Here is a 23685-nt window from a genome sequence, read left to right as displayed (position 1 = left end):
ATTTCATTTCTCCCCGAGTGCAAGATGAACGTTTGCATCTTTTGGTTGCGAGCGTGTGCAATTAAATCTTTCAATAGAACGGTCAAATACACGCTAAACAGCCTTTTGTTTACATTTGTTCATATTGATATTTTTATATATTACATATAGATACGCTTAATTTCCTTAATAATTAATTTTCCACACTCGACCTAGTTTCAAATAACAGTACACTGTTCCAGTTTGTCGTTTTAAGGACTGAGTATTTTGATTCCGCGTGTGTCTTGGCTAATTGCATGTTTAGTAGGTGGATTTATTCCAGTTGCTTTGGCACTGGCACATGTCCATTTTTCGGTAAGTGAAATTAGTCACAATAAAGCGGACGCACTGTTTCAAACCGTCGAATCAGTCGTTAGCAATACCTCGTTGAAGACAGCCGAAAAACAGGCCAAACTGATCGATATAATTGCCAAGGCTGACCCATCTGACACTACGTTCTTTGTTTACGACACAAGCGGCAAGATGATTTTTCACCCGACTCATCCAGAGTTTAACGGCCGTGTTCTTACTTCACATGCGAATCCTATTGTTGCTGGGGCATTTCGCCACCTTGTTAAATCAGCCAATGCGTCCCAAGAAGCGGTGGTCAGTTATCACTGGCAATCGGGTGTCAGTGGCAAAATAGAAAGTAAAGTTGCGTACATTCGTCGAATTGATAACTGGAACTGGGTTTTTGCAGCCAGCGTCGTTGAAGAGGAAATGCCAGTGTGGCAAATGTGGCTTGTATTGAGCCTTTTATTTTGTAGTATTGTGGCCGCCTGGGTTATCTATTGTAAGCGAAAGGCAAAGTAGGGCGTCTTTATCTGTATCATACCGTTATTTTTCTAATTGGGTCGAAACGGGTTTCATGTTACATCTAACTAAACGTTAGAGTCAGGTCCTGTATAACTCCTTCACTAAACACGCTGTTTATTTGATGGTTATATTCAAGTGCTGAAGTTTTCCTCACAATAGGAAAATAAGTATTTCGGCACATGTTCGTCATGTCCATTTGTGTTAAAAATTCACGACTAAATACGACTTCATTTTGACTGTTTAATTGCTTTTATAAGACCAGTATCATGTTTCTTTTTTGGAAAAATAGGGTGAGCTGCAAGTCAAGGACAATTGTCATGCCTCTGGACCCATTAAGGGAGCTGATTGTCAAAAAAAGTTAAAATTACAGCCTCAAAAAGGACAAATGTCCTTATTTTGCACTTGAGTTTGAATAAAAGTTTCTTTTTTTAAAATATTATTCGATAATAATTTAAAAAAATTTACAAAATCATTCCTCTTTTTGCAGCAAAATGGTCATTTGCTGCTATAATATTGACCCGTCACGTTCAGCCTCTTTACTCGCTTAGCACTCTCGATTTTGAGGTCCGCGCCAACCCATAAAGCGCGAAAAATTGAACGTATCACGCCACTGTTTTACGGCGCCCATACAACCGTTGAACGAAAGAGTGCTCCAAGAAGGTTTATACCAAACATGAAAGCAATGAAAAGATCTACGTTAGCGACATTAATTAATGCGACGTTGTTCTCTGCCGTAGCAGGTACTTCATTCTCTACGCTCGCTGAAGAAGGCGAAAAAGCTAAAAACAATCAACTTGAAGTTATTCAGATCACTGCACGTAAACGTGTAGAAAATGCACAAGAAGTGCCTGTTGCTGTATCTGCACTTCAAGGCGACAATCTTGATGCATATAGCTCTGCGGGTATGGATATTCGCTTCATGAACGCGAAGATCCCGAGTTTATCTATCGAATCTTCGTTCGGTCGTACTTTCCCACGTTTTTATGTTCGTGGTTTAGGTAACACTGACTTCGATTTGAATGCTTCGCAGCCAGTTTCTTTAGTTGTTGATGAAGTAGTTCAAGAAAACCCAATTTTAAAAGGTTTCCCTGTTTTTGACATCGGTCGCGTAGAAGTACTACGTGGTCCACAAGGCACGCTTTTCGGCCGTAACACGCCTGCTGGTCTTGTAAAATTTGATTCAGTGAAGCCAAGCCAAGAGTTTGAAGGTTACGGTGCGGTTTCTTACGGTAGCCGTGGTGCAGTTGACTTTGAAGGTGCAGTCGGTGGTGGTTTGACGGACAAACTATCTACGCGTGTTTCTGTACTTTGGCAAACTAAAGATGATTACATCGACATCAAAGCACCTGGTCATGAAAAGAAAGACGTATTAGGTGGCTACGACGAAAAAGCAGCGCGTATCCAATTCTTATATGAAGGCAATGACTTCACGGGTCTTCTTAACTATCACGTACGTGATCTTGATGGAAAGCCGATTGTATTCCGTGCAAACCTAATTGAAAAAGGTTCAAATAACATCGTTGATGGTTACTCACACGATGTCGCATTCCACGATGCAGCAGACAATGCGACTCAACAAGTAGAATCACAAGGTTTGTCATTGAAACTTGAGTGGGATTTGGCAGAGCATACAGTGACGTCTATCACTGCATGGGAAAGTGCGGAAATCTATTCACGCGCTGACGTTGACGGTGGTTACGGTGCTGTATTCCTAGATAACTATCAAGGTCCAGGCTTGATCCCATTCTCTGCAGAAAGTGCGGACGGTATTCCTGATCATAACCAATACACGCAAGAGCTTCGTTTGAGCAGTAACTTCACCGGCGATTTTAACTATCAAGTAGGTATGTTCCTATTTGAAGAAGACCTGATGATTGAGAGCTTCTCTTACGACACATTAGCCGGTGGTGTTGAGAATGGTTATGCGTTCCAAAACCAAGATACGTCTGCATGGGCAGTATTTGGTTCATTCGATTTCACTTTGTCTGATGACCTGAAATTGACAACTGGTGTTCGTTACTCAAGTGATGAGAAAGATTTCACGGCTAAACGCACCAAAAATCCAACACCTTGGAATGGTTCACCAGATGTAATGACGGGTTCAGCAAATCCATCTGACAACCATGTAAGCTGGGACGTAAGCTTAGCTTACAAAGTGAACGACGACGTAAACTGGTTTGGCCGTATCGCGAATGGTTTCCGTGCGCCAAGTATCCAAGGTCGTATTCTATTTGGTGACGTCGTTACAGTTGCGGACTCTGAGACAGTTAATTCAATTGAAACAGGTATTAAATCAGATGTGTTAGATGGCCGTGGTCGTGTTAACGCAACGGTATTCTACTTCCAAATGGATGATCAGCAACTTACGGCTGTAGGTGGTGATGCGAACTTCAACCGTTTGATTAACGCTGACAAAACGACTGGCTATGGTTTCGAACTGGATACTGAATGGGTATTAACTGACGAACTAAATGCAACGTTCAACCTAAGTTACAACAAAACGGAACTAAGCGATAAAGACCTTGCGGTAGCGGTTTGTGCACAATGTACAGTAACCGATCCTTTAAATAGCAAAGGTTTGGCGATTCTAGATGGCAACAGTCTGCCACACGCACCTGAGTGGATTTCTAACTTCACGCTTCGTTACAGCAAAGAAATGGGTGAAGGTGAGTTCTTCGCATATACAGATTGGTCGTACCGCAGTGCAATTGACTTCTTCTTATACAAGTCAGTGGAATTCAAAGGCAAGCCATTGTTAGAAGGTGGTTTACGTGCAGGTTATAACTGGTACCAAGGTGATAATGAGTATCAAGTTTCTGCGTTTGTTCGTAACATTTTCGACAAGCAAGAAGTTATTGGTGGTGTAGATTTCAATAACTTGACTGGTATGACGAATGAAGAGCGTTTTGTTGGCGCTGAATTCAAAGTTAAATTCTTCTAATAGATGACGCTTTTAAAACCCGCCTAAATGGCGGGTTTTTGTTTTTAGAGTAATGAAAATGGCATGAGAAGCTGGTAGAGTGCGCGCTATCCGTTTTAGCTTGCTTGATGTGTTTAGTGCCTAATTGATAAAAAGCTTAAACATTGTTGCGGAGCTACGTCGAAGCGACAGAAAGCATTTATGCAATTGGTATCCCATTGATTTATGAGGAAATAGTAATGGCTGGATTTTGGAACTACCGTGTAATTGAATGTGAAGGCAAAGGTGATGAGCCAACACTTTATCAAATTCACGAAGTGGAATATAACGTAAATGGTCGAGCAACAAACTGGTCTGAAACAGGTGCTTCGCCAGTGGGAACAAGCCTAGAAGAATTACGTGCTGATGCAGAGCGTTTAGCTTCGGCGTTTGAAAAGCCAATTTTAAAAGTCGTTCGTTTGCAACGTGGCTATGAGCTTGTTGAAGTTGAAACGGGTGAACTTGCCCAAGCAGAACCGCCAGCAGGCCTATAACCTGACTGTAAACGGTTAATCTGAAAAGGAGATGAATATGGATATTCAGGCAATTTTATTCGATTTCGATGGCACGTTAGTGGATTCTGAAGTGTTGCATTATTTGAGTTGGGTAAAAGTGCTGGCTCCTTTTTCAATTGAGTACAGCGAGTCAGAGTTTTGTGATGAGTTTTCGGGAGTGCCAACCTTAGAAACCGCTGAAATTCTTCGATTAAGGCATCAATTGCCACTGAATGCTCAAACGCTCACTGAGCAAAAAAATCAGCATTTTGTTGAAACCTCAAAAACGCTTCCTCCGACGCTGATGCCAAACGCAAAAGCAATTTTGCAAAAAGCGCGTGTGATTTTCGTCTTGCTTTAGTTACGGGAAGTAGTCGTGCAGAAGCAATTCCTGTGTTACAACACTATAGCCTTATTGAGTTATTTGAAGTAGTGATCTGCAAAGAAGATGTGGAAACCCCTAAGCCCTCTGCGGAGCCTTATCTAAAAGCATTAAAGGCAATGCAGCTATCGGCCTACGAAGCTGTGGCGATGGAAGATTCTGCAACCGGTTTAGCCTCTGCAAAGTCAGCTGCGTTATATTGCGTTGTAATCCCTCATCAGCACTCGAAAAAGCAGGATTTTACTCAAGCGGATCACCGAGCGTCAGACTTATCAAATGCGCTTTTTCACGTTCAGTCACTCGCAAGCCATAAAAACTAGTCTACACTGAATCTGTTTTTTACTTTATGGTTTGTTTTCCAAGGAGCCGGAAGCATGGGGCGATACTGCAATGGTGCATTTTTCATACTTTTTTTCTTTGTATCTAGATTTGTTTACGCAGAAGTCCCACCAGTACAGCTAGCACAAGTATATGCACAGCAGCTTCCCGTGGACCGTTACTTAGTTTCCGAGAAATTTGATGGCGTAAGAGCTTATTGGGATGGGAAACGGTTGATGACCCGCACTGGGCAGCCTATTTTCGCGCCCGGATGGTTTACAGAACCATTACCTGCCATGGACTTAGACGGCGAGCTCTGGATTAATTATGGTGAGTTCGAACTTGTCAGTGGTCTAGTCCGCCGTCGTCAAATCGATGATACGGCATGGGAGCAGGTTAAATACCTTATTTTTGATGCCCCAAAACTCCAAGGTACGTTTGTCGAACGATATGCCGAGCTACGTAAACGTTTTCAAACTCAAGCCGCCATTCAACTCCAACTGATTGAACAAAAAGAAATCCCCTCTGAGCAGTTGCTTGAACGCTGGTTACAAGAAGTTGTATTACGGGGAGGCGAAGGTCTTATATTGCATCGCAAAGATGCATTGCATCAAGCAGGGCGTACTGGCGCAGTCTTGAAATATAAGCCATATCAAGATGAAGAAGCTAAGGTCATTGGCCATCAACCAGGAAAGGGCAAGTTCCGAAATATGCTTGGTGCATTAATTGTGGAAAATAAACAAGGTCTAATATTTGAGTTGGGAACAGGGTTTAACATGAGTGAGCGAATAAAGCCCCCTGCAATTGGCAGTATCGTTACATTTCGCTATCAAGGTAAGACTAAGAATGGCAAGCCGCGTTTTGCGCGCTTTTTACGAGTTCGAGACGTTTTGTAAGCGCACATTTTATGCGCTTACAGGAGTACATGCGGATTTATGCCAAACTCTCGCTGTATTCATTGAGGATTTGCTCTATCCATGTCGCGATGCGTGCATCACTTTTGTCGTACTGACTATCTTCATCTAGCGCAAGGCCTACAAAGTGAGCCTTATCCTCGGTGAGCGCTTTCGATGCTTCGAATTCATAGTCACTGGAGTTTGGCCATAATCCAACAAAATGAACACCTTGAGGTGCTATTTTGGCGTGCAACATGCCGAGTGCGTCTTGAAACCACTGGCCGTAACCCTGCTGATCACCCATGCCAAACAAAGCGATGGTTTTACCTGTAAGGTTTACTGCATCTATGTCATCCCAATGTGATTCCCAGTCTTCTTGGAGTTCGCCAAAATCCCAAGTTGAAATACCGAAAATCACAAAGTCGAAGTCTTCTGCCTTTTTAAGTGACTCATCTTTTATATTAAAAAGCGTGACGAGGTCATCACCGAGGATATCGCGCATCTTTTCTGCGGCCATTTCGGTATAACACGTTGTCGAGCCATAGAATAAGCCTATATTCATAGTGTTTATCACTGTCTCAAGGGCTGTTATGATTGAGGCAGAGTCTACCTTATGCAGATGAAAATTGATATATGAGTACAAGTAACGACGAGTCGTTGGTTAAACAAATAGATCCAAGGAATGAAACACTTATCGAAGAGTTTTTAGACAACTTGTACCTTGAGCAAGGCTTGAGTGACAACACAATCTCATCTTACCGAAACGATTTAATTAAGTTTGCACGCTTTATTGGAGAAGTACAGTGGGCCGACGTTCAGCATTTAACGATAGAAACTTATTTGGCTTATCGCACTGATACTGGACTTAAATCTAGAAGTACAGCGCGTGCGCTCAGCGCTCTGAAGCGATTCTTTCAGTATATGCAACGCGACCATCAGTTGTCCGACTCACCTTTAAAGAATATTGCTCAGCCGAAAATAGGGCAATCGTTACCAAAGACCCTTACAGAATCAGAGGTTGATGCGTTGCTAAGCGCGCCAGATGTGTCGGAACCGATGGGGATGCGCGACAAGGCAATGCTTGAACTACTCTATGCCACAGGTCTTCGTGTGAGTGAGCTTGTAGGGCTGCGAATGGAGCAAGTTAATTTACGACAAGGGGTGGTTCTGGTCAGAGGTAAAGGCGGAAAAGAGCGTTTGGTGCCAATGGGGGAAGAAGCGCAAGATTGGATATTGCGATTTTTGCAAGAAGGTAGGCCAAGTATGATCAAACACGCGACCGATTTTCTATTCCCATCTAAGCGTGGAATAGGAATGACGCGACAAACTTTTTGGCATCGAATCAAACACTATGCTATTTTGGCACAAGTTGTGTCACCGTTATCACCACACACGTTACGCCATGCATTTGCTACACATTTGTTAAATCATGGTGCGGATCTTCGAGTGGTACAAATGATGTTAGGTCACAGTGACTTGTCGACTACCCAAATTTACACGCATGTGGCAAGTGAGCGATTGAAATCACTGCATCAAACTCATCACCCTCGTGCGTAACGGAATTTTTTAGCAAATATTTCGGTCTATATAGACAGTAATTGAGAATAAGAGACATATTGATGAAAAGAATAGTATTAGCGGCGGCACTTTTGTGTGGCTTTGGTGCTCAGGCTGACGTGGAAGTACAAGCTGCACCATCAACGGAAGTGGCAGCTACGCCCTCACCAGTTGTGGCGAAATTTGCGCAATTAGGCATAGCGGTAAAAGAAGTGCGTTCAAATCCAATAGCGGGTTTAGTCACGTTAATTACGGATAAAGGTGTGTTGTACGGTAGTCCTGACGGTCAGTATCTTATTCAGGGTACTCTTTTGGACATTGATAGCCGTGAAAACCTAACGGAAAATGCATTGAGTGATGTCCGTAAAGCGGGCGTTTCAGAATTTGAAGACTCAATGATCGTTTATAAAGCTGAAAATGAAAAACACCAAATTACCGTGTTTACGGACATTACCTGTGGTTATTGTCGTAAATTACACCGTGAGCTTCAAGATTACCTAAACGCTGGCATTACAGTACGCTATATGGCTTTCCCTCGCGGTGGTCTGCGTGGTAAAGGCTACGAAGATCTTCGCAATGTATGGTGTGCAAAAGATAATCACAAAGCGCTTACTGAAGCAAAAGCAGGTAATGATGTGGCTAAAGTTGAGGGTTGTAATGCACCAGTTGCAGAACATTATCAATTAGGTCAAAGCTTTGGTATTTCTGGTACGCCAGCGATTATTTTAGAAGATGGTACGATGATCCCAGGTTATCAACCAGCGGATAGCCTTGCTCAAATTTTAGATGAGCATGCTAAGAAGTCGTAAAATGAAATATTGACATTGAGTCTCATAAAAAAGGGCCTTAGGGCCCTTTTTTAGTATAATGTTTTGCTATGTTATGTTGAGCTACAAAGAGAGCTTTACACGCCGTAATGGAAGGACTGAAAGTACCCAGTATGAAACGACTGATCCAAGCTAGACATCCTGTTAGTGATGACCATTTGCCAGCTCACCTTCACCCTGTAATTCGTCAAATCTATGCCTCTCGAGGTGTACAACATATTGAAGAAATTAATAACTCAGCGTCTGGTTTGCTTGATTTTCGGTTGTTCAAAGACATCGATAAAGCGTGCTCGTTGCTCGACAATGCGTTGAAAAATCACGAACGAGTATTAATCGTGGGGGATTTCGACGCAGACGGCGCGACTAGCACTGCGTTGTTGATGACGGGCTTGCCGTGGTTTGGTTTTAACTCGGTTGATTATCTTGTGCCGGATAGATTCAGTCTTGGTTACGGACTAAGTCCTGCGCTGGCCGCGCACATCATCACGCTTTCACCCGATTTAGTGATTACAGTAGACAATGGTATCTCGTGTGTTGAAGGCATTGCCAAAGTAAAAGCGGCAGGCATTAAAGTTCTTGTCACTGACCATCATCTACAAGGCGAACAATTACCAGTTGCAGATGCCATCGTGAATCCGAACCAGCATGGCTGCCAATTCCCTTCAAAATCCATAGCAGGTGTTGGCGTTGCGTTTTATCTCCTTGTCGCATTTAGGAACTATTTAAGACAACAGAACTACTTTAGTGAGACCCACGTTCCTGAACCCAATTTAGCCGATTTGCTCGACATTGTTGCGCTTGGCACTGTAGCGGACGTCGTGGCGCTAGATGCAAACAATCGCACGTTAGTACACCAAGGGCTCGCGCGCATTCGTAGCGGTAAAACACGTCCAGGCATAAAAGCTCTGATTGAAGTGGCGAACCGGAACAGTGCACGTTTGAGTGCGAGTGATTTTGGTTTTTCCTTAGCACCGCGTTTGAATGCAGCGGGACGGCTTGACGACATGAGTTTGGGCATAGCGTGTTTGCTTTCAAAAGATGAGTATCAGGCCCGTCGAATTGCGAATGAATTAGACGGACTTAACCACGAACGCCGCGAAATAGAGCAAGGTATGCAGCAAGAGGCTATGGCGCTACTTGATCGCTTGGTCAACAAGACATCAACAATTCCTGACGCAGTATGTCTTTTTCAAGATGATTGGCATCAAGGTGTCATCGGCATTTTGGCTGGTCGTTTAAAAGAACATTTTCATCGTCCAACCGTGATTTTTGCACAAGGCGATGATGGCGCGTTAAAAGGATCGTGTCGTTCTATTGAAGGGTTTCATATGCGCGATGCGCTAGAGCGGATAAACACGTTACATCCAGGGTTGATCGCCAAATTTGGTGGGCATGCGATGGCTGCTGGTTTGACGCTGAACCCAGGCTGCTTCGACGAATTTAAAAGTGTATTTACGGCTTTTGCAGCAAATGAATTAAGCGAAGAACACAAGCAATGTGTGGTGCTTACGGACGGGGTGTTACCTGCAACGTGTTTTAGTTTGGACTTTGCGGGACTGATTCAACAATCCGGTCCATGGGGACAAAAATTTCCAGAGCCGTTATTTGAAGACAAGTTTGAGATCATTCAACAGCGTTTGGTGGGTGAAAAACACTTAAAGCTAGTGGTGAAACACGCGGACGGTAAATTGTTTGATGCTATTGCCTTCAATGTTGACGTGCGTGCATGGCCAAACAGTTCCGCGCAGCACGTTCATATTGCCTTTCAACTCGATATTAATGAATTCAGAGGTAAGTTTTCACTGCAATTAATGGTTAGAGAGCTTCAGGCTCTTTAAATTCCGATAAAAAGTCCACAATTCAGGTGATTTTATACTCTGCAAATGCACGGAAATTTGCTAGGATTACCCGTTTTATAAATTATCGATTTTTAGCCGACGAATGGCGTGAAATTTAAGCAATTTTTGGAGTGATGTAAATGTTTGAAGTGAATCCTGTGATTAATCAAATCAAGGAAATTCGCGAACGCACAGAACTGCTTAGGGGTATCTTTGACTATGCGCTAAAACAAGAGCGCCTAGAAGAAGTAAATGCAGAGCTTGAAGACCCAGCAGTATGGAACGAACCAGAACGTGCACAGGCACTAGGTCGTGAAAAATCAGCGTTGGAAGCGGTTGTTGAAACGATTGATAACTTAGTGTCGGGTGCGGATGACGCCGAAGGTCTTGTAGAGCTTGCGGTTGAAGCTGAAGATGAGGATACGTTTACAGAAGCTGAGGCTGAAGTAAAAAGCTTAGTGACGCAATTAGAACAACTTGAATTCCGTCGTATGTTCTCAGGTGATCATGATGCGTCTGATGCGTACATCGACTTGCAATCCGGATCGGGCGGTACGGAAGCGCAAGATTGGTGTAATATTCTGCTTCGTATGTATCTGCGCTGGGCGGAAGCGAAAGGCTTCAAAACGGAAATCATCGAAGCAACAGACGGTGACGTTGCAGGTATTAAAGGTGCAACGGTACGCGTCTCAGGCGAATACGCTTATGGCTGGTTACGCACAGAAACCGGCGTACATCGTTTAGTACGTAAGAGCCCGTTTGATTCAGGTGGTCGCCGACATACGTCGTTTGCATCTTGTTTTATCTATCCAGAAATTGATGACAATATCGAAATTGATATTAACCCGTCTGATTTACGTATCGACGTATATCGTGCATCGGGCGCGGGTGGTCAGCACGTTAACCGGACAGAATCAGCTGTACGTATTACGCACTTACCGACGAATACCGTTGTTCAGTGTCAAAATGACCGTTCACAACACAAAAACAAAGATCAAGCAATGAAGCAGTTAAAAGCAAAATTGTTTGAACTAGAATTGCAAAAGCAAAATGCCGAGAAACAAGCGCAAGAAGACGCTAAATCAGATATCGGTTGGGGTAGCCAGATTCGTTCTTACGTATTGGATGACTCACGTATCAAAGATTTGCGTACAGGTGTTGAAAATCGCAACACCCAAGCAGTCCTTGACGGCGATTTAGACAGATTTATCGAAGCCAGCCTGAAATCAGGCCTGTAATCCACAAGCTAAACAAGAGCTAGAAAATGACAGATCATATTCAAGATGAAAATAAACTTATCGCTGAGCGCCGTGGCAAATTAGACGCTATCCGCGAAAAGTGCCCGGCTAATGGCCATCCGAATACTTTCCGCCGTGAAGACTACACTGGTGATCTACAAGCTAAGTTTGGTGATAAGACTAAGGAAGAGTTAGAAGCCCTTAATCACCAAGTTGCGGTTGCAGGTCGTATTTTGGCTAAACGTGGTCCTTTCTTTGTACTTCAAGATATGAAAGGCCGTATCCAAGCGTATGCGTCAAAAGAAGCTCAAACGGTATTAAAAGACAAATACGGTGTGTTAGATATCGGTGACATCATCGGTGTTAAAGGCCCATTGCATAAATCAGGTAAAGGCGACCTTTACGTTGATATGGTTGAGTTCGAATTAGTGACAAAGTCACTTCGTCCACTACCTGAGAAATTCCATGGCCTAACAGACCAAGAAATGAAATACCGCCAACGTTATGTTGATTTAATCACGAACATGGATACGCGTGAAACATTCCGTATTCGTTCGAAAATCATTGATGGTATTCGCCGTTTCTTAACTGACCGTGACTATATGGAAGTCGAAACGCCTATGCTTCAGGTGATCCCTGGTGGTGCGTCTGCACGCCCATTCGTGACTCACCATAACGCGTTGGATATCGATATGTACTTACGTATCGCTCCAGAGCTTTACTTGAAGCGTTTAGTGGTTGGTGGTTTTGAGCGTGTGTTCGAAATTAACCGTAACTTCCGTAACGAAGGTTTATCAACGCGTCACAACCCAGAATTCACGATGATTGAATTCTACCAAGCGTACGCTGATTACAACGACATGATGGACTTAACGGAAGACATGCTACGCACAGTAGCTCAAGATGTGTTAGGTACGACTACCATTATCAATACAAAGCGTAATGCTGATGGTGACGTGTTAGAGACGATTGAGTACGACTTTGGTAAAGCGTTCACTCGCCTTTCAATGTCAGATGCCTGTATTCAATACAACCCAGATGTTGATCCGGCAATTTTCAAAGACCCTGTAAATCACTTTGAAGAATTGAAAGCATACGCGAAGAAAATTCACGTTAAGATCCCTGAGAACTGCGTATGGGGCCCAGGTAAGTTTTTGTGTGAAATCTTCGAAGAAACGGCTGAGCACATGTTAATTCAACCTACGTTTATCACTGAATATCCGTGGGAAGTGTCTCCACTTGCGCGTCGTAATGATGAGAATGAATTCATTACTGACCGTTTTGAGTTTTTCGTAGGTGGTCGTGAGCTTGCAAATGGTTTCTCTGAGTTGAATGACGCAGAAGATCAAGCGGCTCGTTTCATGCGTCAAGTTGAAGAAAAAGACGCAGGTGACGACGAAGCAATGCACTACGATGGTGATTACATCAATGCGCTTGAGTACGGTCTTCCGCCAACAGCAGGTGAGGGTATCGGTATTGACCGTTTGGTTATGCTGTTTACTGATTCACAAAGCATCAAAGACGTTATCTTATTCCCGCACATGCGTCCGCAAGTCGAGCAATAAGTTGGCTTTTGAGTAGTCAAAAAGGGCGCTTCGGCGCCTTTTTGTGTTTTAGAGCGTCTATTTCTTGGTATTTCGCTAATCATTGCCCCATGGCATAAAAACTAGATTGGTTCTTCATACTAAATCTTCATTTTCGAAATCTCTATCGCTGCTGTTCGTTTTACGAGGTTTCAGATAGATTTTCCATTTTGGATATGTCCCTTCAAATTCGAATTGGGTACATACATTTGGCTTGAAAAAAAAGGAGCTGGTGGTGCCTTTTTCGTATAATTCCGTGAGATATATCGTACAAATTCAAAAATTCACTTCTTAGTTGTATGAATTTAAATCAATTTGGTTTTTTATTAGCAATGAAAGGAAAGTGCCCAAATGGGGGATATCGTGGCGCAATATGAAGAGTCTTTTATACTGGATGCTGCTTTGCGAAAGCTAACTCTCAGGATTAATAATGTCTACAGAAAAAAAGAAACAAAAGATATTGAAGCCGAACGTCAATCTTATTACCGCGCTTGCATGAGTCAATTTCACACGTTGGGCTACCTTGAAGAGCTTAGGGAATTTGACCGATCCATAAAATCTTCATGTTCACCTACCGAAGAATCGACCATTGGAAAAGATAAATAGGCCAAAAAACACTTTTTTGAACCGCTAAGTCCACTTTTTTAGGCCGAGCTGTGCAATCTATCACCATATAGACTGTTTTTACAAGAAAAGTGTTTGACTTATTTTCTCAACCCATTATTATACGCCCCACGAGACGGAGAGGTGGCCGAGAGGCTGAAGGCGCTCCCCTGCTAAGGGAGTATAGGGTTTGTAGCCCTATCGGGGGTTCGAATCCCCCTTCTCCGCCATTCTCGTAAAACGGACGCGTAGCTCAGCTGGATAGAGTACCTGGCTACGAACCAGGCGGTCAGAGGTTCGAATCCTCTCGCGTCCGCCACTTTTCTTCAAGTGGTAAAAAATGAAGACACCCAATACGGACGCGTAGCTCAGCTGGATAGAGTACCTGGCTACGAACCAGGCGGTCAGAGGTTCGAATCCTCTCGCGTCCGCCACTTCTCTTCAAGTGGTAAAAAATGAAGAACAACCTAATGCGGACGCGTAGCTCAGCTGGATAGAGTACCTGGCTACGAACCAGGCGGTCAGAGGTTCGAATCCTCTCGCGTCCGCCACTTACTTCAAGTGGTTAAAGATGAAGAACACCGATGCGGACGCGTAGCTCAGCTGGATAGAGTACCTGGCTACGAACCAGGCGGTCAGAGGTTCGAATCCTCTCGCGTCCGCCATCTTCACTTGAAGAAGAAACCGACGAAAGTCGGTTTTTTTGTGCCCGAAATTCGCTCACGTAAACCACCTCATCGTGTTGAAGCTTTTCTAAACCACGTTAAAATGACCATACTTAAAAATTTTGATACCTCTTCATGCGCGTACTGTTTCTTTTCTTATGTTTAGCGGTTTCCTTTCAGGTTTTTTCACTCACGCTGGGCATTCAAAAGCTTGATTCGATTGTGCCTGACCTAAACCACAAGCGAGTCGGTGTTGTCGTCAATCACACATCTCAATATCAAGGTGTCCACTTGGTCGATAGCTTGCTCGCGAAGAACATAAAAGTAGTACGGATTTTTTCGCCAGAACATGGGTTTCGTGGTGACCAAGATGCTGGAGCTAAAATTGCGAATGGACAGGATGTTCAAACGGGCGTTGCAATCTTTTCATTATATGGAAAAACCAAAAAGCCAACGCCTGAATCGCTGGCTAATATCGATGTGTTGATCTTCGATATTCAAGATGTTGGTGTTCGGTTTTATACCTATATCAGCACAATGCATTACGTCATGGAGGCCGCTGCGGAATATGGGATCCCATTGATTGTCCTTGATAGACCAAATCCTAATTTGGCGTTTGTTGATGGTCCAGTACTAGAGCCTGCATTTCGTTCTTTTGTTGGTATGCATCCGATACCCGTATTACATGGAATGACAGTTGGCGAGTTGGCAAAAATGATAAAAGGAGAGGGATGGATTACACAGGCTGAAAAATTGCAACTTACCGTTGTGCCGATGTCTGATTATAACGAAAACGTACGAGTCTCCCTGTCAATTCCACCAAGCCCGAATTTACCCAATGACCAAGCTATCCAGTTGTACCCATCATTATGCTTTTTTGAAGGGACTGCCGTTAGCGTAGGCAGAGGAACGTCTTGGCCTTTTCAGCTCTATGGTCACAATAAGGTAGCGCTTGGAACGTTCAATATTACACCGCAACCAAATAAAGGAGCGTCCAATCCCAAGTTAAATGGTCAATTGCTTTATGCTAACGACCTTCGTCAAAGTAATGTCCATGGACTCTCGTTGGAATGGCTAGTCAACAGCTATTCGAAATTTGCCGCTGCAAATGAACCTTTTTTCACCGCGGCCAGCTTTTTCGATAAGTTAGCTGGAACGGACAAGTTACGACTAGGAATATTAGCAGGGAAATCAAGCGAGCAGATAATGAAGGACTGGCAAGACGATCTAATTGCTTTTCGTACTCGCCGAGCCCCTTATTTAATTTATGAGCGGATTTTAGATCCCAAGTGATTCGATAAAGCCGTTCGCTTGCGCAACGCGTTTTTGTAAATGTAAATTGGAATTCGAAAGCGCGATAACGATCAAATCAACAATATAGTGTTGAGATGAACTCGTTAAAATGCCGCTGTGTGGAACGGGTTCTTCTTCCGACACCGAAAATAAACGATGATCCGCTAAGTCAGATATTGCATTTTGGGTGAACTTTGTCATCGAGATCACCGTGACGCCTTCCAGTTTGGCCAACTCAACGAGCGTGCGTAGGCTGCGTGGATGTGCAGAATGGCTGATCACAAACAGCACATCCCCTTTACCTAATACACTTAAGGCATTGGCTGCTTGAATAAGATCGGCTTCACATTGCGCTGCAACACCGAGTTTTTGTAACTTAAAAACACAGGTTCTCGCGACTAGAGACGAGTTACCTTGCGCCACAAATAAGACTCGATTTGCCGATTTTAACGCATCAACGGCCTTTTCTATCTGAATCGCTTCATTCAGCTGTTGAGTATGAGAAAGAATAGTGTGTTGCTTTGAGAGCAGTTTTTGCGACACTAAAGTTATATCATCTTGATGAGTGAATGCCGTAAGTGGGCTCGTTTCTTGTTTTGATTGTTGATTGAGTGCATCGACCACGGCAAATTTAAATTCGGGGAACCCTTTATAACCTAGCTTCTGAGCGAACTTCACAACACTTGATTGGCTGACATTTGCGGCACTCGCAAGTTCGATTGAAGATTGGTTTCGGATGAGTTCGGGGTTGTTCAATGTGTAATCGGCAAGTTTTGATTCACTGTTTGAAAGGCTAGCCCGAAGCGCCTTAATTTTGATGAAAAGTGACATGGGACCTTGGTAACGTTTACTGCTGTTGGTTTTATTATAGGAACATTTAGATCGTTACGATAGTCCAACCAGTAACTTTTACGTAAAAATGGCTAGATGGCTAAATTGGCTTTGAAAGATGATGTTGGAATTTGTCATCGCCCTCAAAAACTTGGCAAGGTGAATAGAACAAATTAAGCTACCTGTCTTGCCATTGCCGATAGGTAAATTGGACATAATTATAATAAGGGGACTTATGAGTTGGGTTTCTATTTTGCCGCCACTGATTGCAATAGTTGTGGTATTTTGGCGTAAAGAGGTCATTTTGGCGCTCTTACTTGCGCTTATCTCATCTGAATTTTTGCTCGCCATTCAAAATGACACATCGGTTTTGAGCGGTACGTTTATTGGGAGTATTGAACGCGTCATCAGTATCGCAACCTCCGCGGGCAACAGTCGAATACTGATTTTCAGCATTGTTATTGGGGCGCTTTTAGCCTATATCCGTGAATCAGGAGGGGTAGCAGCGACGGTCAACATGTTGATGCGTCGTGGCGTAGCGAAAAGCAAGCGTCAGGTTGGTTTTTTGACGATGTTTACCGGTATTGCGGTGTTTATCGAATCCAATATGAGTGTCCTAACCTCGGGCATTGTGGCACGAGGTTTATTCGATAAATTCAAAATGAGTCGCGCACGTTTGGCGTACATCATTGACAGTACTAGTGCGCCGGTGTGTATCCTTATTTTGCTCAACGGTTGGGGGGCCTATGTTCTTGGGCTTCTGAGTAACTATGAATTAGAACAATCGGCTGTTAGTATTTTGTGGGGCAGTGTTGCATTCAACTTTTACGCTATTATTGCGCTTGCTCTAGTTGCTTACACCATCATCTCTGACAAAGTGCATGGTCCCATGAAACAGGCTGAGCTTGAGTTGCAACATCAGCAATTTGAGGTGGAAGCGGTGGCGACTGCGACGAAAGCACGTTTTATGTTGCTACCATTACTGACCTTGATTGCTAGTATGATAGGGTTTATGTATTGGACGGGAGACGGTGTGCTTGCGAATGGCAGTGGATCTAAGTCAGTACTATATGCAACCGTTCTTGCTTGCACGGCGGCCTATCTATTACTGCTTCAATCTAAACGTTTTGAACACAAAGAACTGATGGAGCTTGGCTTTAAAGGTATGGGGGAACTCCTGCCTTTGGTTAGTATTGTTTTATTATCCCTCACCTTAGGTGCAAGTTTAAAAGAGCTCGGCACGGGCGTGTTTGTCGCCTCTGTTGTGGGTGACTATTTACCTGTCTATTTCATCGTACCTGTGTTGTTTTTGACTGGTGCGGTGATGTCCTTTACTACAGGTACTTCATGGGGAACCTTCGCTATTTTAATCCCAATTGGTGTGCCGCTCATTCAGTCATTGGGATTGCCTCCGAGTTTAGTTGTCGGAGCGATTTTGAGCGGCGGTATTTTTGGTGATCATTGTTCACCCATAAGCGATACCACCGCGGTCTCGGCGTTGGCCTCAGGGTGTGACCTGCTCACTCATGTGAAAACACAGTTGCCATACGCACTCTTTGGTGGGGCGTTATCGCTTGTCGCGTTTTTTATCGCCAGCATCGTGATGCTCTAAGGGCAGATTTGCCGCGATGTGCTTGAGATATTTGGGGTGAAAATCTGAATGATTTCGCCCCTTTCATTTTCTCGAATGGCCAACAACGTTTCCCCTATGCTTGGCGTACTTTGTTCAAGCGAATTTAAAACACTCATTTTCACCATTAAGCGAGTTTGCTGTTCGCACGTTTCAACTAACCAGGCTTGAGCATCTTGTTTGAGCACTTTCACGAAAACGACATTATCGGAGTTAATGGTTGAGAGTGACTTGACTCGTGCCTGATACGCTTCATCCAATTGCTGTTTTTGCTTTGCAATATAACGCCGATATTCTCCATTGATGACTTCATGTACTTCTACATTGGCTTCAACTTCGACGGTATCTACAGACGTCAAAGATGAAACCGGATCCGCGACGTGCAAACTAAAGTAGCCAAAGCAGGTTAGAGCAAATCCTGCGGCAATCCAGCGTAAATAATTTAAAAGTTGTTGAGTTTCACGGCGATCATCGACATGTTTATGTCGAATTGCACGTTTTAAGGCTGCTTTATCCGTGTCGACTTTTTGCTTTTCTTTTAGATAGGCCTGCGCTAATTGTTTTTCAAAGTCATTCATTTAGGTTCCCCAAATGTCTTTTTAAGCTATGTTTCGCATAACGCAAACGGGTTTTAATCGTTTCTTGGTTTGTAGTGGTTATAAGCGCAATTTCTTCTAACGAAAAGCCTTCAAGCTGGAGCGTTAATGCTTCCTTTTGTTCAAAGGGCAACAAGCAAATAGCTTGGTAAAGGTTCATGGTATTTTCTTGGTCGCTTGAATGATTACTTTGTATAAGATTAATTTCGTGTTCTAGCCCGACAAACTTACTTTTGTAACGATGGTCGTCATGCAATGCATTACGTGCAATGGTAAAAATATAGGCTTTAGGTGTGCCTTGCGGTTTGTAGTAATGACGCTTTGTGATCAAGGTTAGCCAAGTGCGCTGCACAAGATCTTTGGCGCTTTCGTTATCGGTAATTGACTGTAAAAAGTGTAGTAAATCATTGGCGTACAAATCAACCAACGCTTCGAGATGTGAAGGGTCGCCATTTAATTTGTATTCTAAAAGCCAATCAACCTGATGGTTCATTGGCTTGAATAGTTGTTTTAAGACAAGCAGCATAGGCAGTTTTACCTAATTAGACAGAGAGAATTCAAGTACGACGGTCTGATTTTCTTGTATCACAGCACTTCCATTTTGTACTTTAGGTCTGTATTTCCAGCGTTTTAACGCCTTTAAGGCTTCCCTGTCAAAAACTTTCGCAGGTTCAGAAGCAATTACGTTTGCATCAACAACGGCGCCAATCTCTGAGATAGAAAAAGACAGTTTGACCCAACCTTCTAAACCATCACGGGCAGCTTGGAGAGGGTAGTTTGGTGTGATCCGAACGATAGGGTTTGCATCGTAATTATTCGGCTGACCAAAATCCCTAATTAGAACGTTATCAATGCGAATATCGCCTGCATCGATGATGCCTAACTCCGTAGTCGAGCTAGTTTCTTCTGGTACTTCTGTTGCTCGAGGTGGCATGGGTTTAATCCGAGGTGGAGGTGTCAGGACCTTAGACTTTTTTTTCACCTCTGAGTCGGTTTGAGCGCTTAAGAGTAAGGCAACGGGCATTTTTTCATTAACCAGCGTTCGAGTGTTGTCTTGTGAAATGAGATGCTGCATTAAAGCAAATGTAGCGAGTGTTAAAACGATCGCGCCAGAAATAGCTACCACAGGTTTTGTCCAAGCGTTTTGTTCAATCAAAATAATCATCGTATTATCCCTCTTTTTGTTTTAGTGCATGGATAAAACGAATAAGTGCGTAAAAAGGGGTGAAACATTTTCTTTTTTTATCGACCTTCGTACAATGCCTGCCAAATTAGCTTTCGTACTTTTCATTGGACGTTGCATGAAACTCAAAGAAATAGATAAAACACGTTATCGCAAGCATTTAAACAAGGTTATTTATGCCTGTGTACTGAGTTTAACCGCAGGCAGTCTTGGCATCGCACAACTCTTGATCGCGCTCTTTCCTGACGGCAGTGGGACGCATTTCCACTGGAATTTGACGGGCGTGATTATTACTGCAGTATTCATTGGGTTTGTGCTCAACAAGTACCGTAATCACCCATTTATGACTGAAGTGGTTTACGTGTGGGAATTAAAGCAAGCGCTTAATCAAATTACGCGCAAAATGGTTAAACTGAAAGTGGCAGCGCAAAACGGGGATGTTGATGCGATGCAGGCTATCCATTACAGCTACGCTGGCTCTCGCCAACTTTGGACACTGGATGACAATACGATCACGATGGAAGAACTCGGGCTTTGGCAAACAGAGTTAAATACACTCGCGGAAAAATATCACGTCACGCTTGATGCAACGAGCTACGACGCGAAACTATTAAAGCGATTCTAAACGTTACCCTGCGGTGTAAAACGCCGTCAGAGATGATAAAACGCAAAATCATTCTTCGTCGCGAGTTTTACACTGTACATCGCGTTGTCAGCCTTTTCGATAAGCTCATGTAGCGTCTCTGCGTGGTCTGGATAGCATGCAATCCCAATGCTGGCGCTCACTTTGAGTTCCAATGATTGATTGTCCTTTTCGTAGGGCATGGGCATTGCGGTCTTTGCAACGAGATGGGACGCTATTTTTTGTAAACCATCTTTTGCAATATGAGGCACAGCAACAATAAATTCATCCCCACCCCAACGTGCAACAAGGTCGTCATTGCGCACACATTCTTTTAGGTTGGCAGCGATATGTTTAAGCATTTCATCCCCTGCATTGTGCCCGTAAATATCGTTAATGGGTTTGAATTTGTCGAGGTCGACAAGCAACAAGGCAAAGGGAATTTGATTGTCTAGCCAAAAACGCAGTTTCAACTCCGCACCATACCGATTGTTCAAGTTAGTTAGTGGATCGAACTGTGCTTTTTGCTTTAACTCGTTAATCATATTACGACGATAACTAACGTCATTGATGAATATCTGCAAATACAAGCCTTCTTCACTTTCGGTCGGAATGATGACGATATTCAGCCAAACAGGTAAATGCGTTAAAGCGCTCTCGAACTCGATTTCCATTTGTTTAACTTGCCCCTGATTGGTCGCGTCGTTTATTAGACTATCCAGTGAGTCAGGCGATTTGCATAATGGCATTAAGCATTCCGGAAACGTTTCTTCGGCAGATACATTTAGACCAACCAACAAGTCCTGTGCGGCATCATTAGCAAGTTCGATGAGTCCAGATGACTTTACCAATAAGGTCGGTGTTGACGCTCTTTCGAACATTAACCGAAACCGTTGTTCAAGAACGGATATGGCTTTACGCAGTTCACGCTCTTGATTGAATAGACTTTGAGTCTTGTCTAAAAGTTGGTTAATGCTTTTGGTTACTTGGCCAATTTCGCTGTCTTTGTGATTGGCCGGAGAACGCAAGCGCTGAGACTCCCCCGGGGGGATCTCTTGAAGCTGCTTAAATAATACCCCCATCGGACGTGTGATCATGATGTAGGCTAAGCTAACAAACAAAACCAGCATAGGAATGATGAGCAAAACCAACGTTTCGACACTGTCACTGGCGATAGAAGAGGCTTGTTGGCGTATAAATACTTCGTTTGGAACGAGTAATATGACCCCGACATTTGCGGTGGGGATAAAAGGGTGTGACAAAACGAATTGATTGCCGGGCTGTCCTTTGTAAAGCAAGCTTTTTGCAAGCGTTTGGGTATCAGTATCGATTTTCGCTGCGAGAATGACATCATTGCTGATCAAACCATTGAGTACTTCAATCGCAAGATCCGCGTCTTCTAAATACGCAGCAATAGACGCTGTAGTCGAGACTGTTTGTCCAATTTGTTCAATGGTGGTTTTCGAGCGAGCGAGTTCGTCTGCGTATACGCTTTTGTAATACAACTTGGAGTAAATTACGCCAAACAAAAAACCGCTTAATGCAAGTGCAATAGTCAGTCGAATGATTAAACTAGATTTATTTATCAAGCGTAAATACCACCTTCACCTGATCTGTGACGTCTTCAGCCCAGATATAACCTATTGCTAACGGGTCTTTTTGTACAGCTTTTATTATGGCATCCGAATTAGGCATCGCAATAGGAAACGAGGCTTTACCACTAAATTTGATTCGAGATCGGTATGCGTTGATTTGACTGAGATCTCTGCCTGTTAAACGCATATAAAAGGTTTCTTTCAGTGGCATTTTAGATTCAATATCAATTGGTTGAGCAGGCATGCCATTATCAAAAGCTTGGTATTTACCCATGTATAAATCAATCAGTGCCCGTTGGCTTACGTGAATGACGGGGTTTGCTTTATTTACAATCACAGCAATGCTCTGCTGTGCATAGCAATGCATAGGTAACGCTAAGGCTATCAGTAGACGCAAAAGCATGCTCATAAGTCAAATATCCAATGACTAGAGATACTGAGAGTTGAAAAACTGCCGTCAGGATTACGTGAGAAATCATGTAGGTACAATCCTGAAGGCTGATACCTGACGTGAGTATGATCGAACTGTGCCTTCAGTGACCAAGTGTCCGATAAGTCGTATCGCCACGAGAGTGAGCTGGTGTTTTGTCTTAGGCGGTAAAAATCAGTGGCGCTTTTTACTGCGGTATATAACGCATTTAGATTTGGGTCAGAAATAAGCGGAGGCTCGATAGTCGGTGCATCAGCTTGGATGTGTGAATAGGTGAGCATGAATGTGTGTGAACCCAGACGTTTGCCGATACTGACATACCCACTGAGCAAGTCATTCAAAAGAATACTTTTTGAGTCAACTAATGACAACTCACTTTGCAGTATGTAGTCGGCATTATCATAACGCACTCCAACAGCAGAATAAGTTAGTTTTGAGTTCTGAAAAAGCAACGACTCTTTTACGGACATTACTGACGGCCAAATAGCATCAGGCACTTGATTGAGTGCGGACACGAGCTCATTTTGGCCTGGGTAGCCATCTTCGGCGGTCGTTTGTGTGTGATTGACTCGTACCAGCCAATCTTGCTGTTCCAATTGAAAAGTGAAACCAAAAATGTTTTTCAAGCGAACTTCCCACGTAAAATCACCATCGCTGATGACTGGCGCTTTGCTTCGTCCGTAGAAAAACTTAGAGGTGATTAACCCAAAATCACTGACATGTTTGTAACTAATATCGAGACCATTGAGAGACTCATGTGGAATGATGCCGTAAAACTCTGTAGGCAAGTGCACCGGAACATAGGCATAACCAATGTCACGATAGTCCGTCATCATGTACAAATCTATGGCTGTTCTACCCAGATTTAACGTGAGTTCTGGTGAGGGGGAATAGCGTAAAAAGGCCATTTTGATCTTGTCGTCGAGACTGTGATCCGCGCTATCTTTTAATACCAGTTGAGAAACGAACTGTACTTGATTGGAAAAGCGCCATTCAGCTTGTAAGCCGGCCGAGGAGATTTGTCGCCAGTCGATTTCATCGGCAAAAAGTGCGTCATGTTGGCTTACTTGAGTGCGAATCCCCGCGTACTTAGAATCAGTCAGACTTGCACCGATATTGGCAAATCCGTCGAGCTTTAGCGAAGCAATGCTTGGCATAGAGTATACTGTTATAAACAAGGCAACAATGAAGCGCATGTCTCTAGCTTTGTTAGAATTCATTATCTTATAGAGAATAGCATAGAAAGTTAGGCTTGCGTGGTTGTTAATCGTGGTTTGCGCACCCATATAGGCGGTAGTAATGATAGTATAC

The 23685-nt window shown here is 43.4% G+C and carries 23 protein-coding genes and 5 tRNA genes; 20 read left to right on the top strand and 8 right to left on the bottom strand.

What is annotated here, in order from left to right; all coding sequences use genetic code 11:
* The first annotated feature begins 258 nt into the window (after nucleotides 1-258).
* From NI389_RS06085 to NI389_RS06060, 6 genes are all read left to right on the top strand, one after another.
* Nucleotides 259-831: a cache domain-containing protein gene (locus tag NI389_RS06085; RefSeq protein WP_308362024.1), complete on the top strand. Its 573-nt coding sequence runs from the start codon at nucleotides 259-261 to the stop codon at nucleotides 829-831.
* Between the two features lie 676 nt (nucleotides 832-1507).
* The gene (locus tag NI389_RS06080; protein ID WP_308362023.1) at nucleotides 1508-3775 is read left to right on the top strand and encodes a TonB-dependent receptor; all 2268 of its coding nucleotides are present in this window, start codon (nucleotides 1508-1510) and stop codon (nucleotides 3773-3775) included.
* A gap of 218 nt (nucleotides 3776-3993) precedes the next feature.
* The gene (locus NI389_RS06075) at nucleotides 3994-4287 is read left to right on the top strand and encodes a hypothetical protein (protein WP_308362022.1); all 294 of its coding nucleotides are present in this window, start codon (nucleotides 3994-3996) and stop codon (nucleotides 4285-4287) included.
* A 37-nt stretch (nucleotides 4288-4324) separates the two neighbouring features.
* Nucleotides 4325-4648 carry an HAD family hydrolase gene (locus NI389_RS06070; RefSeq protein WP_308362021.1) on the top strand — a complete coding sequence of 108 codons (324 nt, stop codon included), beginning with the start codon at nucleotides 4325-4327 and terminating at the stop codon, nucleotides 4646-4648.
* A gap of 26 nt (nucleotides 4649-4674) precedes the next feature.
* Nucleotides 4675-4989, top strand: coding sequence for an HAD family hydrolase (locus tag NI389_RS06065; RefSeq protein ID WP_308362508.1), 315 nt, complete (start codon nucleotides 4675-4677; stop codon nucleotides 4987-4989).
* Between the two features lie 54 nt (nucleotides 4990-5043).
* Nucleotides 5044-5883 carry a DNA ligase gene (locus NI389_RS06060; protein ID WP_308362020.1) on the top strand — a complete coding sequence of 280 codons (840 nt, stop codon included), beginning with the start codon at nucleotides 5044-5046 and terminating at the stop codon, nucleotides 5881-5883.
* A 37-nt stretch (nucleotides 5884-5920) separates the two neighbouring features.
* On the opposite strand, the gene fldB is transcribed toward NI389_RS06060, so the two are convergent.
* Complete coding sequence (gene fldB / locus NI389_RS06055) at nucleotides 5921-6445, bottom strand: flavodoxin FldB (RefSeq protein WP_308362019.1); 525 nt, start codon at nucleotides 6443-6445, stop codon at nucleotides 5921-5923.
* A 71-nt stretch (nucleotides 6446-6516) separates the two neighbouring features.
* Here fldB and xerD point away from each other — a divergent pair, with 71 nt between their 5' ends.
* The 12 genes from xerD to NI389_RS05995 all read left to right on the top strand — a co-directional run bounded on the left by xerD (nucleotide 6517) and on the right by NI389_RS05995 (nucleotide 15487).
* Nucleotides 6517-7440 (top strand): site-specific tyrosine recombinase XerD, encoded by a 924-nt coding sequence (gene xerD / locus NI389_RS06050; RefSeq protein WP_308362018.1) that lies wholly within the window; start codon nucleotides 6517-6519, stop codon nucleotides 7438-7440.
* A 62-nt stretch (nucleotides 7441-7502) separates the two neighbouring features.
* Nucleotides 7503-8249, top strand: a complete 747-nt coding sequence (dsbC, locus tag NI389_RS06045; RefSeq protein WP_308362017.1) for a bifunctional protein-disulfide isomerase/oxidoreductase DsbC — start codon at nucleotides 7503-7505, stop codon at nucleotides 8247-8249.
* A 131-nt stretch (nucleotides 8250-8380) separates the two neighbouring features.
* Nucleotides 8381-10105, top strand: a complete 1725-nt coding sequence (gene recJ, locus NI389_RS06040; protein ID WP_308362016.1) for a single-stranded-DNA-specific exonuclease RecJ — start codon at nucleotides 8381-8383, stop codon at nucleotides 10103-10105.
* A 140-nt stretch (nucleotides 10106-10245) separates the two neighbouring features.
* The gene (gene prfB / locus NI389_RS06035; RefSeq protein WP_308362015.1) at nucleotides 10246-11343 is read left to right on the top strand and encodes a peptide chain release factor 2; all 1098 of its coding nucleotides are present in this window, start codon (nucleotides 10246-10248) and stop codon (nucleotides 11341-11343) included.
* Nucleotides 11344-11369: 26 nt separating this feature from the next.
* Complete coding sequence (gene lysS, locus NI389_RS06030; protein ID WP_308362014.1) at nucleotides 11370-12908, top strand: lysine--tRNA ligase; 1539 nt, start codon at nucleotides 11370-11372, stop codon at nucleotides 12906-12908.
* Between the two features lie 369 nt (nucleotides 12909-13277).
* Nucleotides 13278-13532 carry a hypothetical protein gene (locus NI389_RS06025; RefSeq protein ID WP_308362013.1) on the top strand — a complete coding sequence of 85 codons (255 nt, stop codon included), beginning with the start codon at nucleotides 13278-13280 and terminating at the stop codon, nucleotides 13530-13532.
* Nucleotides 13533-13667: 135 nt separating this feature from the next.
* Nucleotides 13668-13759, top strand: a tRNA-Ser gene (locus NI389_RS06020).
* Between the two features lie 12 nt (nucleotides 13760-13771).
* Nucleotides 13772-13848, top strand: a tRNA-Arg gene (locus tag NI389_RS06015).
* A gap of 38 nt (nucleotides 13849-13886) precedes the next feature.
* Nucleotides 13887-13963 (top strand) — tRNA-Arg (locus NI389_RS06010).
* Nucleotides 13964-14003: 40 nt separating this feature from the next.
* Nucleotides 14004-14080, top strand: a tRNA-Arg gene (locus tag NI389_RS06005).
* 37 nt (nucleotides 14081-14117) lie between these two features.
* Nucleotides 14118-14194: transfer RNA gene (locus NI389_RS06000), tRNA-Arg, on the top strand.
* Between the two features lie 135 nt (nucleotides 14195-14329).
* Nucleotides 14330-15487 (top strand): exo-beta-N-acetylmuramidase NamZ family protein, encoded by a 1158-nt coding sequence (locus NI389_RS05995; protein WP_308362012.1) that lies wholly within the window; start codon nucleotides 14330-14332, stop codon nucleotides 15485-15487.
* Here the strand turns inward: NI389_RS05995 and NI389_RS05990 are convergent.
* Nucleotides 15473-16318, bottom strand: coding sequence for a MurR/RpiR family transcriptional regulator (locus NI389_RS05990; RefSeq protein ID WP_308362011.1), 846 nt, complete (start codon nucleotides 16316-16318; stop codon nucleotides 15473-15475). The genes NI389_RS05995 and NI389_RS05990 overlap by 15 nt on opposite strands.
* Nucleotides 16319-16553: 235 nt before the next feature.
* Here NI389_RS05990 and NI389_RS05985 point away from each other — a divergent pair, with 235 nt between their 5' ends.
* Nucleotides 16554-17930, top strand: coding sequence for a Na+/H+ antiporter NhaC family protein (locus tag NI389_RS05985; protein ID WP_308362010.1), 1377 nt, complete (start codon nucleotides 16554-16556; stop codon nucleotides 17928-17930).
* Here NI389_RS05985 and NI389_RS05980 read toward each other — a convergent pair.
* The 3 genes from NI389_RS05980 to NI389_RS05970 are packed head-to-tail and all read right to left on the bottom strand — an operon-like array spanning nucleotide 17927 to nucleotide 19709.
* Entirely contained in the window at nucleotides 17927-18526 is a 600-nt protein-coding gene (locus tag NI389_RS05980) for a hypothetical protein (RefSeq protein ID WP_308362009.1), read from the bottom strand. The genes NI389_RS05985 and NI389_RS05980 overlap by 4 nt on opposite strands.
* Nucleotides 18519-19070, bottom strand: coding sequence for an RNA polymerase sigma factor (locus tag NI389_RS05975; protein ID WP_308362008.1), 552 nt, complete (start codon nucleotides 19068-19070; stop codon nucleotides 18519-18521). Before NI389_RS05975 ends, NI389_RS05980 begins: the two co-directional genes overlap by 8 nt.
* Nucleotides 19071-19082: 12 nt before the next feature.
* Nucleotides 19083-19709 carry an energy transducer TonB gene (locus tag NI389_RS05970; RefSeq protein ID WP_308362007.1) on the bottom strand — a complete coding sequence of 209 codons (627 nt, stop codon included), beginning with the start codon at nucleotides 19707-19709 and terminating at the stop codon, nucleotides 19083-19085.
* A 136-nt stretch (nucleotides 19710-19845) separates the two neighbouring features.
* Here NI389_RS05970 and NI389_RS05965 point away from each other — a divergent pair, with 136 nt between their 5' ends.
* The gene (locus NI389_RS05965; RefSeq protein ID WP_308362006.1) at nucleotides 19846-20352 is read left to right on the top strand and encodes a DUF3087 domain-containing protein; all 507 of its coding nucleotides are present in this window, start codon (nucleotides 19846-19848) and stop codon (nucleotides 20350-20352) included.
* Between the two features lie 26 nt (nucleotides 20353-20378).
* On the opposite strand, the gene NI389_RS05960 is transcribed toward NI389_RS05965, so the two are convergent.
* From NI389_RS05960 to NI389_RS05950, 3 genes are read right to left on the bottom strand one after another with little or no spacing between them, the layout of a single operon-like run.
* Complete coding sequence (locus NI389_RS05960; RefSeq protein ID WP_308362005.1) at nucleotides 20379-21938, bottom strand: sensor domain-containing diguanylate cyclase; 1560 nt, start codon at nucleotides 21936-21938, stop codon at nucleotides 20379-20381.
* Nucleotides 21928-22353: a hypothetical protein gene (locus tag NI389_RS05955; RefSeq protein WP_308362004.1), complete on the bottom strand. Its 426-nt coding sequence runs from the start codon at nucleotides 22351-22353 to the stop codon at nucleotides 21928-21930. Before NI389_RS05955 ends, NI389_RS05960 begins: the two co-directional genes overlap by 11 nt.
* A complete protein-coding gene (locus tag NI389_RS05950; protein ID WP_308362003.1) occupies nucleotides 22350-23570 on the bottom strand; it encodes a hypothetical protein in 1221 nt (406 codons plus the stop codon). The genes NI389_RS05955 and NI389_RS05950 overlap by 4 nt, the downstream gene beginning before the upstream one ends.
* Between the last annotated feature and the right edge of the window lie 115 nt (nucleotides 23571-23685).

Source organism: Pseudoalteromonas xiamenensis, from assembly GCF_030994125.1.
Classification (GTDB): Bacteria; Pseudomonadota; Gammaproteobacteria; order Enterobacterales; family Alteromonadaceae; genus Pseudoalteromonas; species Pseudoalteromonas xiamenensis_B.
Note: the sequence above shows the minus strand (reverse complement) of the source record. Positions and strands in the feature narration are given on the sequence as shown.